This is a genomic window from Streptomyces olivaceus (assembly GCF_000721235.1).
Lineage (GTDB): Bacteria > Actinomycetota > Actinomycetes > Streptomycetales > Streptomycetaceae > Streptomyces > Streptomyces olivaceus.
The window spans coordinates 168,242-183,762 of sequence record NZ_JOFH01000001.1; the positions used below are offsets into that span (position 1 = coordinate 168,242).

Consider the following 15,521-nt stretch of genomic DNA (forward strand, 5'->3'; position numbering starts at 1 on the left):
CCCGGCAACCGACGACCGCGCCGCAGAGGTGCGTGCCGGACCCCGCGACCGGCAGGATCCGGACCGCCCCTCAGGGCCGGGTGACGGTGAACGCCGTGTCGCCGTAGGAGTGCCGGCTGTCGCGGACCTCGTAGGCGGCGGTGGCCCGCACGCTGCCCGCGGTGGCGTTCGCGGGGACCGTGACGGGGATCTTCATGTTCGCGCCCTGGCCGGGGTCGAGCGCGGGTACGGCGGTCTCCGGGGCGCTCCAGCCGTCCGGCAGGTCGAGCGAGACCTTGCCGGCGGGGAGCGGCACGTCGTTCTGGCTGACGACGCGGACGGTGACGGCTGTGGTCCGCCCCGCGGGCAGGGAGGCGGGCGGGGTGACGGTGACCGGCGCGCAGACTCCGCCGAGCCACCGCAGGTCGAAGGAGGAGTAGGTGATGTGGTCGACGCCGCCCCGCTCCCACAGCAGCCCCGTGCCCGGGTTGGCGCCAGTGCCGTCGCCGAGCGGGGTCAGCGTCGAGTAGGCGGCCGCGCCGGACTCGACGGTCCTGCGCATCGGCCAGGTCTCCCCGTTGTCGCAGGAGAGGCGGACGGCCAGGTGCGTGCGGCCGCCGGTCGTCGCCGTGTTGCTGAACATCAGCCAGGAGGCCCGCGGGTGGGTGGCGGCGACGTCCGGCGCGAAGCGGGTGACGGAGCCGTTGTTGCCGGGGTCCGGCAGCTCGGTGTCCTGCTGGAAGGGGGTGTAGGTGATGCCGCCGTCGGTGGAGTACGCGACCGTGCGGTACGGCGCGGAGCGGTTGTTGAGCATGACGCGGCCGTCGGACAGCTCCACCGTCTTGTTCTCGTCGCCGCCGGGACCGACCGGGGTGCCCGCCCTCCAGGTGGCGCCGTGGTCGTCGCTGTAGACGCTGACCGCGTAGTTGGCGCCGTCGCGGCGGACGGCGTACTGCTGGATCAGGCGCCCCTTGTGGGTGCCGTGGCGCAGCTGGATGCCCTCGCCGGACGCGGCGAACATGCCGGCCCAGACCGGGTCCTTGATCTCGGCGGTGATCCGCTCGTGCTTCCAGGTCGCGCCGTCGTCGTCGGAGTAGCTGTAGTCGGTCTGCTGGACGTCCGGGTCGTTCTCGTCGTTGCCGGTCGCCGAGCCGAAGAAGCCCTGGTTCACGGTGGCCGAGTAGAAGAGGAAGACGCGGCCGGTCTCGCGGTCGACGAGGAGGCTGGGGTCGCCGTAGCCCTGGGGAGCGGCGTCCTTGCGTACGACCTGCTGCGCCTGCCATGTGGCGCCGCCGTCGGTGCTGCGCCTGAGGACGACGCCGATGTTGCCCGGCAGGTCGGCGAGGGTGGGGCGGGCGTCGTAGGCGGCGAGGAGCGTGCCCTCGGTGGTCCGGGTCAGGGCGGGGATGCGGTAGTGGGGGGAGCCGGTGCCCGCGGTCGCGAGGTCCTGCGAGGTGAGGGTGCCGGTGGCGGTGGCGGGAGCACCGTGGGCGGCGGGGACGCCGGCGGCCAGGACGGCCAGGGCCGCCGTGCCGACGGCGAGGGGGGCTCTTCGCTGCATGAACGGGCCTCTTCTCGAGTGAGGGATCAGGCGAGTCGCGGAACGTGCGGGGCTGGGACAGCGGTGGGGGTGGCGCGGTCCGGGGTGGCGCGGTCCGGGGTGGCGCGGTCCGGGGTGGCGAACAGCTCGCCGAGCCAGGCGAGTTGTTCGCGGCGGTGGTGGCCGCCGCCGCCCTCGTGGCCGTTGAACTCGTAGACGCGCAGGTCCTTGGGGCCGCCGTAGCGGTGGTAGGCCGCGAAGCCCGTCGAGGGCGGGCAGACCTCGTCCATCATCGCGACGGAGAAGAGCGAGGGTGCCGTGGCACGCGCGGCCAGCAGGGCGGCGTCGACGTAGGACAGGGTGGTGAAGACGGTCTCGGTGCGGTCGCGGTGCAGGCGCAGGTACTCGGCGACCTCGGTGTAGGGCGGCCGGGCCGCGATCGTCGCCCCGCGCCGGATGTCGCAGAGGAAGGGGACGTCGGGCATCGCTCCGGCCAGGCCCGGCAGGAGCCCGGCGACCGCGAGGGCGATGCCGCCGCCCTGGCTGACGCCGGTGACGACGACCCGGTCCGCGTCGACGGCCGGGTGGGCGCGGGCGGCCTCGGTGAAACGCACGGCGTCGGTGAACACCCGGCGGTAGTAGTGGTCGTGGGGGCTCTCGACGCCGCGGGTGAGGAAGCCGGGGACGGTGCCGTTCAGGGCGGCGGTGTCGGGGGTGTCGCCGCCGGCGGTGGACCAGCCCTGACCGCGGGTGTCCATGACGAGGTGGGCGTGGCCCGCGGTCGCCCAGAGCACCTGTTCGTGCGCCAGGCCGCGGCCGCGGCCGTAGCCGAGGAACTCCACGACGCAGGCGAGTGGTCCGCTCGCCCGGACGGGCAGGTGCAGCCAGCCCCGGACGGGCTCACCGGCGAAGCCCGGCACCGTGACGTCGTACGTCGCCACCTCGGTCAGACCGGTGTCCACCGGGGCGAAGCGGGGCGTGCCACCGCCTGCGCGGGCCTCGCGCAGGGTGCGGTCCCAGAAGGCGTCGAGGTCGGCGGGCTCGTGGAGGTCGGGCCGCAGTGCGAGGCACTCGGCGAGGGTGAGGTCCGTCAGTGGCATGGAGGGGCCCCGGTGGGTGAGGCGTGCGGGCGGCGCAGCGCGGGGGAACGGGTCGGCCCGGCGGAACCGAGTCCGGCGACAGTGACAGCAGACGTCTGATGTCTGCTGTTCGAGGACCTTAGAGACCGGGACGACGGCCGTCAAGTGCCCGGGGCGGAGGAGGGGAGCGGGCCGGGCCGCGCGCCGGAAACGGCAGAGGCGCCCCCGGCGGGGGCGCCTCTGCCGCCGGACGGGCCGCGGTCAGCGGCGCGCGCGGGCCTCCTCGATCCGCCGGCGCACCGGCGCGTAGTGCTCGGCCAGGGCCGCGGCGAACTCGGCCGGGTCGCGGTCGCGCACGGCGTCCACGATCCGCTGGTGGTTGGTGATGGTGGCGGCCTCGTGCTCGCTGGTGAACACGTCCAGGTGCGGCGCGACGATGACGTAGACGTCCCAGAAGGCCGTGGACAGCTGGCCGATGAGGTCGTTGCCGAGCGGGGCGAGGAGCAGGGTGTGGAAGGCCCGGTCCGCCTCGACGAAACCGTGCCCCTCCCCCGCGCCCGCCCGGCGCATTTCGTCGACGTGGGCCGCCAGGCGGTCGATCTGCTCCTCGTCCAGGGAGGAGACGAGGCGTTCGGCCATGCCCCGCTCGAACAGCTCGCGCACCTCGATGAGGTCGCTCATCACCTGGAAGTCGTCGTCGGGACTGAGCAGACCACGGAAGGTCAGGCTCTCCACCAGTGCGGACAGGCTCAGTCGTCCGACATAGGTCCCGTGGCCGTGCCGCACCTCGACGATGTCGAGCGCGGTCAGGATCCTGATCGCCTCGCGCACACTCGACCGGCTCGCGCCGAGCGCCTCGCACAGGGCGGGCTCGGTCGGCAGGGGGTCCCCGGGGCGCAGTTCGTTGCGCAGGATGTAGGACTTGATGCCGTCCACGACCTCCTGCCGCAATGGTTGTCGTGCCGTCTTGGGCTCCGGCACCGAGTGCCGAACCGCCCTTTGCCCCACCGCCACCTCTTGACCCCTTTCATTTGCCCGGCTACGTTCCCACATTATCAAGCATCAGACATCAGACATCAGACGTCTGATGCACCGTCGGTGAGGCGCCGGCCAACTCGCCTCCATCCCGCTCGACCTCTCTCGTCTCCCGCCTGGAGGACTCCTTTGTCCGCGCGCAGTGCAGCCGGCGTCGATCGCCGCACGTTCATGAGATACACCGGCGCCATCGGTGTGGTGACCGCGACGGCCACGGGTCTGACGGCCTGCGGGGGCCCGGCCTCCACCGGAGGCGGTGCCGGCGGCGCGGGCGGGGGCGGCGACACCGTCGAGGCCGGCATCTCCTACCCGCTCTCCACCGGCTTCGATCCGATGATCACCTCGGGGGCGACTCCGTACGCCGCCAACATGCACATCTTCGAGGGCCTGGTCGACCTCGATCCGGCGACGCTCGTGGCACGGCCCGCGCTGGCCACCGGGATGCCGCAGAAGATCAACGCGACGACCTACCGGGCCGTCCTGCGGGAGGGCGCCACCTTCCACGACGGCTCCCCGGTCACCGCGGACGACGTGGTGTTCAGCTTCGAGCGCGTCCTGGACGAGGGGAACGCCTCGCTGATGGCGCAGTTCGTCCCGTTCGTCGACAAGGTCACCGCGGTCGACCGGTCGACGGTCGAGTTCAAGCTGAAGTACCCGTTCGCGCTCTTCCCGTCCCGCATCTCCGTGGTCCGCATCGTGCCCGAGAAGATCGCCGGCGCCGACGCCAAGTCCTTCGACTCCAGGCCGGTCGGCTCGGGACCGTACCGGTTCGTGTCCGCCGTCCGCGAGGACAAGATCGTCATGGAGGCGTACGACAAGTACAACGGGCCGCACCCGGCCAAGGCGGGGAAACTGGTCTGGCGCCTGATCTCCGACCCTTCCGCACGGGTCAGCGCGCTCAAGTCGGGCCGGGTGCAGGCCATCGAGGACGTGCCGTACATCGACGTCGCGGGCTTCACCGGCAAGGACGAGGTGGAGTCGGTCCAGTCCTTCGGGCTGCTCTTCCTGATGTTCAACTGCGCCGACCCGCGCTTCAAGGACAAGCGGGTGCGGCAGGCCCTGCACTACGCGCTCGACACGGAGAAGATCATCTCCACCGCGCTGCTGGGCAACGCCGAGGCCGCCACCGGGTACGTCCCCGCCTCGCACCCGGACCACCACCGGGCCGCCACCGTCTACGGGCACGATCCCGCGAGGGCCAGGAAGCTGCTCGCCGAGGCAGGCGTGGGCAAGCTCTCCTTCACGCTGCTGCTCACCGACAACGGCTGGGTCAAGGACATCGCGCCCCTGATGAAGGAGAGCTGGGCCGCCGTCGGTGTGGACGCGGCGCTCGACATCCAGCAGTCCCCCGCCCAGTACGCCAAGATCGACCAGGGCGACTTCGACGCCCTGGCCGCGCCCGGCGACCCGTCCGTCTTCGGCAACGACGCCGACCTGCTGCTGCGCTGGTTCTACTACGGCTTCTGGCCGGAGAAGCGTTACGGCTGGCAGGGCAGCAAGGCCTACAAGCAGACCAGGTCGCTGCTCGACAAGGCCGCCTCCGAGGGCGACGAGGCCCGGCGCAAGGAGCTGTGGGGCCGGGTCACCGACCTGGTCGCCGACGAGGCCGCGCTGTACCCGGTGCTGCACCGCAAGCTGCCCACGGCCTGGCGGGAGGGGACGCTCACCGGCTTCGAGCCGCTGCCCACCACCGGGCTCTCCTTCCTCGACGTCGGCCGGGCCTGACCCGTACGCCGGGCCGCCGCGTCCCCGTCGCCGGACACGGCGGCGCCCGCCCCAATCACTAGGAACCTCACGATGGTTGCATTTCTCCGGCTCGCGCTGCGCCGCGTCGCGATGATGCCGGTGATGGTCCTCGGCATAGCGCTGCTGGTCTTCGTGGTCCTCCAGTTCTCGCCGACCGACCCCGCGTACAACGCGCTGGGCGAGTCGGCGAGCCCCGAGGCGCGAGCGGCGTTCGCCGAGGCGAACGGACTCGACGACCCCCTGCCCGTCCGCTACTTCGCCTTCCTGGGCGATCTGCTGCGGGGAGACCTCGGCGTCACCATGTCGCCCAGCCAGCCCGTCACCGACCGGATCGCCACCGCGTTCCCGCTCACCCTGCAGCTGACCCTGCTCGGCCTCGCGCTGGCCGTCGTGCTGGCGCTGGTCTTCGGCGTCGTCAGCGCCGTCCACCGGGACCGATGGCCGGACCAGGTCTTCCGGGTCGTGTCGATGGCCGGCATCGCCCTGCCCTCGTTCTGGCTCGGCGTGCTGCTCATCCAGCAGTTCGCGCTGAACATGCCGCTGCTGCCGACCGGCGGCTACGTCAACCCGGCCGACTCCTTCGGCGGCTGGCTGGAGAGCATGACGCTGCCCGCGGTCTCCCTCTCCCTGCCGGTCGCCTCGTCGCTGGCCCGGCTGATCCGCACCTCGATGGTCACCGAACTCGACCGCGACTACGTGCGCACCGCCAGGGGCAGCGGTCTGCCGCCGTTCCTGATCATCCGGTCGGTGCTGCGCAACGCCCTGGTCACCCCGCTGACCGTGCTGGGCGTCAAGGTCGGCTACATGCTCAGCGGCGCCGTCGTCATCGAGGCGATCTTCGACCTGCCCGGCATGGGCAAGCTGATCCTCGAAGGGGTCAACGGAGGCGACGTCGGACTGGTCCAGGGCACCGTGCTCACCATCGCGATCGCCTTCCTGGTGGTCAACGTCGTCGTCGACCTGCTGTACCTGCTCGTCAACCCGCGCATCAGGACGGTGTGATGTTCGCTCCACGCTCCCTCGCCGGGCGTCTCGCCCGGCCCGGCACCCGCCTGCGCCGACTGCCGGTGACCTCACGGATCGCCCTCGGCGTCCTCCTCGTGGTGGTGCTGGGCGCGGTGTTCGCCCCGCTGCTCACCCAGGACCCGCTCGGCACCGGCATCCCCGCCCGGGCTCCGGGCGCCGACCACTGGTTCGGCACCGACCGGGCCGGGCGCGACGTGTTCGCCCGGGTCGTGCACGGCGCCCGCTACTCCCTCGTCATCGGCCTCGGCGCGACCCTGGCCGCCCTGGTGCTCGGCTCCGCCCTGGGCGCGCTGGCGGCCACCTCGCGCAGGCTCGCCGACGAGTCGGTGATGCGCACCCTCGACGTCGTCATGTCCTTCCCGCCGATCGCGCTGGCCGCCGTGCTCGTCGCGGTCTTCGGGCCCAGCGTGCCGGTCATCATCTTCACCATCGCGTTCGTCTACTCGCCCTCGCTCGCCCGCGTGGTGCGGGCCAACGTGCTGGATCAGTACGGCGAGGACTACGTCGCCGCCGAGCGCGTCGTCGGCGCCCGCCGCGGCCACATCGTGGTCCGGCACGTCGCGATCAACTGCGCCGCGCCGGTGCTGGTGTTCGCGACGGTGATGGTGGCCGACTCCATCATCTTCGAGGCGAGCCTGTCCTTCATCGGCGCCGGGGTGCAGGACCCCGACCCGAGCTGGGGCAGCGTACTGGCCTACGGCCGGCAGATCCTGCTGTCGGGCGGCTGGTGGGCGACCCTCTTCCCCGGCCTGTGCGTGCTGGTCACGGTACTCGCGCTGAACGTGCTGTCCGAGGGCATGACCGACGCCGCAGCCTCCCCGGACACGTCCCGCACCGGCGGCGCCGACCCCGACGCCACCGCCGCCACCGCGCCCGCGGCCGAAAGGGCCGACGGAGCCGAGGTGGACGCCGCGCTCGCCGAACTGGCGTCCCGCCTGCGGGCGACGGAGCCCGCCGTGCCGCCGCTCGCCGCCGACGCGGCCGACCTGCTCGTCGTGCGCGACCTGTCCATCCGCTTCCCGGACCGCTACGGCGACACCCGCGTCGTCGACGGCATCTCCTTCACCGTCCGCGAGGGCGAGACCCTCGGCCTGGTCGGCGAGTCGGGCTGCGGCAAGTCCGTCACCAGCCTGGCCGTCATGGGCCTGCTGGCCCGCAACGCCGAGGCAGCGGGCGAGATCCGCTACCGGGGCCGCGACCTGCTGAAGCTGACGCCGAAGGAGCGCCGGGCGCTGATGGGCCCGGAGATCGCGATGGTCTACCAGGACGCCATGTCGTCCCTGAACCCGTCGGTGCTGATCGGCACCCAGCTCAAGTGGCTCACCTCCCGCGGCGGCACCCGCACCCCCGCCGAGCTGCTCGAACTGGTCGGCCTCTCCCCCGAGCGCACCCTGCGCAGCTATCCGCACGAGCTGTCCGGCGGGCAGCGCCAGCGCGTGCTGATCGCGATGGCCCTGTCCCGCGGCCCGCGCCTGCTCATCGCCGACGAGCCGACCACCGCCCTCGACGTCACCGTGCAGGCCCAGGTCGTCGAGCTGCTGGTCCGGCTGCGCGACGAACTCGGCTTCGCGATGGTGCTCGTCTCCCACGACCTGGCCCTGGTCGGCGACCTCGCCCACCGGGTCGCGGTCATGTACGCCGGTCAGGTCGCCGAGACCGGCGAGACCCGCGCGCTGCTCACCGATCCGGCGCACCACTACAGCCGGGGGCTGCTCGGCTCGGTGGTCTCCCTGGAGTCGGGGGCGGAGCGCCTGCACCAGATCCGCGGTGTCGTACCGGCCCCGAAGGCGTTCGGCGCGGGCTGCCGGTTCGCGTCCCGCTGCGCCGCGGCGACCGAGCTGTGCGCCACCACCCCGCCGCCCGCCACCGACCGCGAAGCCGGCCTCGACCACCTCTTCGCCTGCCACCACCCGGCGTCCGCGCTCCGGCCGCCCTCGGCGGACCGGCCGGCTGCCGGGAAGACGCCGGCTTCCGGGGACGGACCGGCTTCCGGCGGCCCGTCGGCGACGTCGCTGGAGCGTGCCCGATGACCCCACCGAAGGACAGCACCATGGACCCTCTCGTCCGGCTCGACGGCGTCCACGTCAGGCACCGGGCCCGCAGCGGCGGACTTCTGCGCCGGGACTCCGTGCACGCGCTCACCGACGTCGGCCTGGAGGTGCGGCGCGGCGAGATACTCGGCCTGGTCGGTGAGTCGGGCTGCGGCAAGTCCACACTGGCCCGCGTGGTCACCGGGTTGCAGCGGCCGACCGAGGGCCGAGTCTCCTTCCGGGGACGGGATCTGTGGACGATGGGCGCCGCCGAACGCCGTACCGGGTTCGGTGCCGCGGTCGGCGTGGTCTTCCAGGACGCCTCCACGGCGCTGAACCCGCGGCTGCCCGTGCGCCGGATCCTGCGCGACCCGCTGGACGTGCACGACCGCGGCACCCGGGCGGAGCGCGAGGAGCGGGTCGAGGAACTGCTCGACCTGGTCGGACTGCCCGGCCACACCCTTCAGGCGCTGCCCGGCCAGCTGTCCGGCGGTCAGCGCCAGCGCGTGGCCATCGCCCGTGCCCTGGCGCTGGAACCGGAGCTGATCGTCGCCGACGAACCCACCAGCGCCCTGGACGTGTCGGTGCGTGCCCAGATCCTCAACCTGCTGGTGGACCTGCGCGCCCGGCTCGGCCTCGGGATGGTGTTCATCTCGCACGACGTGCAGACGGTGCGCCATCTGGCCGACCGTGTCGCGGTGCTGTACCTGGGCCGCGTGGTCGAGGAGGGCGGGGCCGCCGAGGTCCTGGGCGCCTCCCGCCACCCGTACACCGAGGCGCTGCTCTCGGCGACGCCGAGCCTGCTGGAGCGGCCCGAGCGGATCGTGCTGCACGGCCCGGTGCCCTCGGCGACCAACCCGCCCTCCGGCTGCCCGTTCCGGACCCGCTGCTGGAAGGCGGACGACGCCTGCGCCACCGCGTTCCCGGCGGCGGCCGAGGGGCCCGGCGGGCACCGGTGGCACTGCGTCCATCCTCGGGAGAGCGGCGTCCCGCGGGAGGCCACGAGCGCGAAGTGACGGGTATCGGCCGGCCCGGGCCGGGGCATGCGTGTGGTGGCGCCCGGCCCGGGTGCCCCGCGCGGCGGCCGGCCGAGACGAGAATGGCTCCATGGACACACTGGTTCGGCGCTCGCCCTGGGTGGGGGCGCTGGCCTGGTGCGTGGCGGTGCTGAGCCTGACGGTGCTGGCCGCGGCGGCCGTCGTACGCAGCACGGTGCTCGATCCCGGCTTCTACGGCCAGGCGCTGGAGGACGAGCACGCCTACCAGCGCTTCTACGACGAGGTACTGGTGGATCCCGGCAGTACGCCGCTGACCAGTGAGCTGCTCGACCGGCTGCCCGTGCCGCAGTCGACCATCACCTCGAACCTCAAGGTGGTGATCCCGCCGGAGACGCTGCGGGCCATGGGCGAGGGGCAGATCACCGAGGTGGTCCACTACCTGGAGGGCGAGCGCGACCGGCTGCGGATCACCGTCGACCTGGAGCCCGTCGTCGCCAACGTCGAGCGGCTCAGCCAGGCGTACTTCGGTGACGCCGTCGCCGCCCTGCAGAAGCGGTCCGAGCCCGACTTCCAGGCCTTCGTGCAGCGGCTGTCGGACCTCGTCGCGCAGGTGGTGGCCGGTGAGGCGCCGCTGGACGAGCTGCCGACGCTGCCGCTGTCGCACGGCCAGGCGGTCGCGGCCACGGACGCGTTGATGCGCCTGGTGCCGGGCGACGCGGCCCGGGACGGCATCGAGGACACCGTGCGGACTGCGCTGGACCGGGGTGACGTGGCCTCGGCGCTGGCCGCGCTCGCGCCGGTCGCCCTGACGGACCAGGTCCGCGAGGCCGCCGGTGAGCTGCTGCGGGAGGCCGAGCGGGGCACGTGGGTCGTGACGGTCGACGTGGACCCGTCGGCCGAGGCGCTGGCGCCGCTGAACCGCGCCCGCAACGTGACCCGGCTCTTCCAGGACGTGGTGGAACCGGCGGCCGCGGTGCTCTGCGCCGCCGCGCTCACCCTGCTGTGGCTCTCCACGCCCTCGCCCGCCGGACGGCGGCTGATGCCGCTGGGCTGGGTGCCGGCGGCGGCCGCCGCGTTACTGGCGCTGACGGTGCTCGTGCTGCGCCTGACGCTGGGCGACGCCCTGTTCGTCCCGCCCGAGTCGTGGCCCCCGGCGGCGTCGGGGCTGCTCGCCGACGTGCAGACCGCCGCGCTCGACCGGCTGCTGACCACCGCGGTCGTCGTCGCGGTCATCCTGCTCGCCGCGGGTGCCCTGCTCATCACCGTCGGCTGGGCCCGGCAGACGCGGCCCAGCGTGCCGGTCCTCACCGACCCGCGGCACGTTCCCGCACTGACCTTCACCGTGACCGCCTGCGCCCTGGTCGGGACGATGCTGGCGCCGGTGGCGATCACCGGCTCCTCGCCCCGCATCTGCCAGGGCGGCGCCGAGTTGTGCGACGCCCGCTACGACGAGATCGCCCAGCTCGCCTCGCACAACGCGATGGCCACGACGGCGGACCGGTTCATCGGGCCGCTGCAGGACCCGGACATCGTCGGCCAACTGGACGCCGGGGTGCGGGTGCTGCTTCTGGACACGCACCGCTGGGAGCGGCCCGAGGAGGTCGCGGAGCGGCTGAACACCTCGGACTTCTCCGCGGCCGAGCGCCGGCGGCTCACCGGGATCCTGAAGCGGGTCAACCCGCCGCACCCGGGGCTGTGGCTGTGCCACTCGGTGTGCGGCGCCGGGGCGCTGGAACTGACGCCGACGCTGCGGCAGATCGGTGAGTGGCTGCGCGACAACCCCACGGAGATCGTCACCCTGGTCCTGCAGGACGGCGTGGACGCGGTGACGACCCAGAACGCCTTCCGGCAGGCCGGACTCTCCGACCTGCTGTACGAGCCGGACCGGGACCCGGACCGCCCGTGGCCGAAGCTCGGGGACATGGTCGACGGTGGCCGGCGGCTGGTCGTCTTCGCCGAGAAGGCGGACGGCCCGGCGCCCTGGTACCGCAACCTCTACCGGTACGGCATGGAGACGCCCTTCGCCTTCCGCAGTCCCGACGAGATGTCCTGCCTGCCCAACCGGGGCGGCTCGGACAAGCGGCTGTTCCTGCTCAACCACTTCGTCACGGCCGGCGGCGGACTGCGCCTCGACGCCGGGGTCGTCAACTCCCGGCAGCGGGTGCTGGAACGGGCGCACAACTGCGAGCGGCAGCGCGGCAGACCGGTCAACTTCGTCGCGGTGGACTACGCGACGATCGGTGACGCGCTCGGCGCGGTGGACGAGCTGAACGCCGAGCGGCTCCGGGACGACACCCGCGTTCCCGTCGAACGGTCGCCGGACCGGCTCGGCGGCGCGGACGCCCGGCGACGCGGTGGTGCTCCGCGCCGCCGGGCGGGTTCCGGCCGGCTCTCTCCCGGTCGGCTGCCTCCCGGCTGACCGACTCCTCGTCGGCTGCCTTCCGGCCGGCTCTCCGCTACCGGTCGGCCGCTACCGGTCGATGGTGAACTGGGAGCCCGGCTCGATCCGGATGTCCTCCTCGGCCGAGTCGGTGATCGTGACGTCGGTGAGTGTCGCGCTGCCGCGGGCACCGCCCATCGCGAGGATGCCGGAGCCGTTGTTCGACTTGTCGATGCGGACGTTGTCGATCTTCACGCCCGGCATCGCGCCGCCTCCCGTCTTGAACTGGATGCCGTCGTAGGTCGAGTCGAGGATCTCGGTGTCCCTGATGGTCACGCCCGGGATGTCCTGGCCCTGGGCGAAGAGGGTGATGGCTCCGAACTCCTGGGCCTCGCCCCAGAACGCGCCGCCCGTGCGGTGCAGGGCGTTGCCCGCGATGAGCGTCTGCCCGGAGAAGGGCAGCGGGTCGTGGTCGGTGGCGAGCATGATGCCGGGGTAGTTCATGGTGTCGGAGACGACGTTGTTCTCGACGGTGTTGCCGTAACCGCCGTACACCGCGATGCCGTTGGCGCGCCAGGGCAGCTGGATGGTGTTGTTGCGGAAGCGGTTGTCGTGGCCGACGTCCACGGAGGTGTCCTTCACGTACTTGTTGGCCCAGACGGCGAGCGAGTCGTCGCCGGTGGTCCGGAACGAGGAGTCGTAGACCGTGGAGTTGCGGGTGCCGTTGGAGAAGTTGATGCCGTCGGCGTAGGTGTCGCGGACGCGCATGCCGGTGAACTCCAGGCCGTCACCGGGTCCCCACAGTTCGGGGATGTTCGAGTAGTCGCGGCCGACCCAGACGCCGACGTTGGCGTGCTCGATCCACACGTTGCTGATCTCGGTGTCCTTGCCGAAGCGGCCGTTGAGCCCGACGCCGCCCTCCTGGTTGCCGTCGCCGCCGCGGATGGTGCCCGAGCCGAAGATGGCGAGGTCGGAGATCCGGGTGTTGTCGTCGATGTCGAAGCCGAAGTTGCCCTCGTGCGGGTGGTTGATGCCCCCCGCCTCGTGCGGCGGGGTCAGGGTGTAGAGCTGGGAGTGCCACATCCCGGCGCCCCGGACGGTCACGTCGCTGATGCCGACCTGGTTGTACTGGCCGCGGTCCTGCGGGTCGTCGGTGAGGATCTTCTGCTCCTGGCGCCACTGCCCGGCCGGGATCCACACGCAGTCGATCCTGCCGTTCTGGTCGTCGGTGACGGCGCGCTGGATGGCGTCGGTGTCGTCGAGTCCGTCACCGGGGACGGCGCCGTACTCGGTGATGGAGGTGCACTCGGCCGGCTTCTCCTTGGGCGGCGCGACCTGCTCCAGGTCGATCAGGTCGATGACGTAGAAGTCGGCCGAGTCGCCCGCGTCGCGCTGGAGCCGGAACTCGGTGCCCTGCGGGAAGGTGCGGTCGAGCAGCGCGTGGGACTCGTCGAAGAGCCTTCGCGCGTCGCCACCGGGCCGGTTGGTGAGCCCCTCGGGGTCGTCGGTGCTGCCGTACAGCCAGCTGTGCTTGGAGGTCAGGGTCAGTTTCTGCACGAACTCGCCGTCGGCGTAGAGGCTGAGGGTGGCCTCGGTCCCCCCGCCGCCGGGGGCGTCGGGGATGGAGTTGCGCACCACGACGGAGTTGGTGGGTGTGGTCGAGGTGAACCCGACGTACTCGCCGGTGGAGTCGAGCCGGACGGACGCGCGGCCCGAGGACTCGGTGCCGAAGTTGGTGTGCCCGAAGGTGCGCTCGGCGTCGGTGGTGAGCAGGGTCCCGTCGTAACGGCCGTCCTCCGCCTCGTACTCGGTGTACGGCACGGCGGCTCCGCGCCCGACGACGAGGGACTTGGCGAGGACGTTGTTGTTCTCGTTGGTCTCGGCGACGGCGTCGGTGGCGTCGGCGGTGGCGGAGAGGGTGACCCCGCCGCCGGTCGCCGTCCAGGTACCGCCGACCGGCACGTCCACCGTGGCACCCGCCGCGACGGCGCCGGTGTCGCCGTCCAGCGTGGTGGATCCCGCCCGGACGCGGGTCACCGACCCCGCCTCGGCGGCGCCGGTGCCGCGGTTGTGCACGGCGACGGTGAAGGAGACCTTCGCGCCCACCGCCGGGTTGGCGGGGCTGGTGGTGATCGAGCGCACCTCCAGGTCGGGTCCGGGGGCCCGGTCGACGACCAGCCGGTCGGTGGCGGCGCGGCTGTTGTTGGTGTCGTCGAGTTCGGCGACGGTGTCGTTCGGGTCGGCCACCGCGGTGACCGCGTAACTCCCGGCCGGGTGGGCGCCGGTGGCGACGGCGACCTCGGCGGACTCGCCGGGTCCGAGTGCGGGGACGGGGGCGCTGCCGGCCGTGGTGCCCTCCACGGTGACCTCGGTGGTCGTCGCGGCGGAGGGCGCGGTGCCGGCGTTGCGGACCGTGGTGTTCACGGTGACCTCGTCGCGCTCGTCCGGCTCGGCGGGCGACCAGTCGAGTCCGGTGACCGTGAGGTCGGGCGCGGGCGCGGCGGTGCCGAGCACCTGGAACTCGGCGACCTGGCCGCCGGGTGCGCCGGTGTTGGAGAAGAACCGCAGCCGTACGTCGGCCGCCCGGCCGCTGACCGGGATGGTGACGGTGTTGTCCCGGGCGGGGCTGAAGGCGTGGTCGGCGCGCTCGCTCAGCGCGGTGAAGTCGCTCTCGCCCTGCGCGCGGCCGAACACCTGGATGCTCTGGGTGCGGGTGGACCAGGCCGGGTCCGGGTTGAGCTTGACCACGACCCCGCCGACGTCCGCGTCGGAGCCGAGCTTGACGGTGAGGTCGGCCGGGTGGTCGGCGGCCTCCCAGTACGTGGACGTGGAGTCGTCGGTGGCGTTGGCGGCGATGTAGTTCTGCGTGGTGGAGGTGGCCTCGGCCGGCTTGTTGCGGGCGAGGTTGGTGCCGGTGGGCGGCTCACCGGTGCCGGTCTCGTCGCCGTAGACCTCCAGTTCGGCCAGTTGCGCGGCGTTCCAGCCGGTGTTGCCGGTGATGTCGACGCGGACGTAGCGGACCTCGGCCGGGGAGGCGAGGTCGATGGCGACGGCGCCCGCCCGCGCGGGTCCGAAGGTCCGTGCGCCGGCGGCGTCGAGGGTACGGAACGTGGACCCGTCGGTGCTGCCCCGCAGGGAGAGGGCCTGGTCGCGGCCCTCCCAGCCGGCGGGCAGTTTGAGGACCACCCGGTCGACGTCGCGTGCGGTGCCGAGGTCGACCTGCAGCCACTCGGGGAAGGTGCCCGCCGGACCCTCCCAGTAGGTGGCCTGCTGTCCGTCGGTGGCGTTGCCCGCCGGGTACGCGGTGTGCGAGCCGCCCGCCCTGGCCGGGCGGCCGAGGGCCAGGTTGACGTCCGCGGCGGCCGTCTTCGGTCCCGTCGCCGCCTGCGCGCCGGCGGCGAGGGGCAGGGGCAGCAGACCGGCCGTCATCAGCCCGGCGACGACGGCGCCCGTGAGTGTCCGCCGGCCGAGAGATCTCCGTCTCATGGGGTCCTCTGTTCCGTGGGGAGTCGGGGAGCGGGCGCGACGGTCCGGCACGTTGAGGGGAACACCGAATATGCGCGCCAATTGAGCAGAGCAGTCGATTCCTTGCGGAAAGCGCGTCATCAGGTTTCTAGCGCGTCACCGGTTTGTCAACGGTCGCGACTGAGGCGGGAGTTGACACGCAAATGACTTGCGCGGCTTGCTGAGCGCTTGCGCGGCACATGA

The 15,521-nt window shown here is 72.7% G+C and carries 9 protein-coding genes; 5 read left to right on the plus strand and 4 right to left on the minus strand.

The window, feature by feature from the left end; all coding sequences use genetic code 11:
• Positions 1-70 precede the first annotated feature (70 nt).
• The 3 genes from IG94_RS0100815 to IG94_RS0100825 all read right to left on the minus strand — a co-directional run bounded on the left by IG94_RS0100815 (position 71) and on the right by IG94_RS0100825 (position 3,612).
• On the minus strand, positions 71-1,540 hold the full coding sequence (locus IG94_RS0100815) for an exo-alpha-sialidase (protein ID WP_031029346.1): 1,470 nt from the start codon (positions 1,538-1,540) through the stop codon (positions 71-73).
• A gap of 26 nt (positions 1,541-1,566) precedes the next feature.
• The gene (locus IG94_RS0100820) at positions 1,567-2,619 is read right to left on the minus strand and encodes an acetylxylan esterase (protein ID WP_052410501.1); all 1,053 of its coding nucleotides are present in this window, start codon (positions 2,617-2,619) and stop codon (positions 1,567-1,569) included.
• Positions 2,620-2,859: 240 nt separating this feature from the next.
• Entirely contained in the window at positions 2,860-3,612 is a 753-nt protein-coding gene (locus tag IG94_RS0100825) for a FadR/GntR family transcriptional regulator (RefSeq protein WP_043482718.1), read from the minus strand.
• A 192-nt stretch (positions 3,613-3,804) separates the two neighbouring features.
• Here IG94_RS0100825 and IG94_RS0100830 point away from each other — a divergent pair, with 192 nt between their 5' ends.
• The 5 genes from IG94_RS0100830 (at position 3,805) to IG94_RS0100850 (ending at position 11,852) form a co-directional block, all read left to right on the plus strand.
• Entirely contained in the window at positions 3,805-5,358 is a 1,554-nt protein-coding gene (locus tag IG94_RS0100830) for an ABC transporter substrate-binding protein (RefSeq protein ID WP_052410535.1), read from the plus strand.
• Between the two features lie 72 nt (positions 5,359-5,430).
• Positions 5,431-6,381: an ABC transporter permease gene (locus IG94_RS0100835; protein WP_031029354.1), complete on the plus strand. Its 951-nt coding sequence runs from the start codon at positions 5,431-5,433 to the stop codon at positions 6,379-6,381.
• Positions 6,381-8,435, plus strand: coding sequence for a dipeptide/oligopeptide/nickel ABC transporter permease/ATP-binding protein (locus tag IG94_RS0100840; RefSeq protein WP_043482720.1), 2,055 nt, complete (start codon positions 6,381-6,383; stop codon positions 8,433-8,435). Before IG94_RS0100835 ends, IG94_RS0100840 begins: the two co-directional genes overlap by 1 nt.
• Positions 8,432-9,451: an oligopeptide/dipeptide ABC transporter ATP-binding protein gene (locus IG94_RS0100845; RefSeq protein WP_031029358.1), complete on the plus strand. Its 1,020-nt coding sequence runs from the start codon at positions 8,432-8,434 to the stop codon at positions 9,449-9,451. Before IG94_RS0100840 ends, IG94_RS0100845 begins: the two co-directional genes overlap by 4 nt.
• Positions 9,452-9,542: 91 nt before the next feature.
• Positions 9,543-11,852, plus strand: a complete 2,310-nt coding sequence (locus IG94_RS0100850) for a PI-PLC domain-containing protein (RefSeq protein ID WP_052410502.1) — start codon at positions 9,543-9,545, stop codon at positions 11,850-11,852.
• 51 nt (positions 11,853-11,903) lie between these two features.
• On the opposite strand, the gene IG94_RS0100855 is transcribed toward IG94_RS0100850, so the two are convergent.
• Entirely contained in the window at positions 11,904-15,299 is a 3,396-nt protein-coding gene (locus IG94_RS0100855; RefSeq protein ID WP_031029363.1) for a CARDB domain-containing protein, read from the minus strand.
• Positions 15,300-15,521 lie beyond the last annotated feature (222 nt).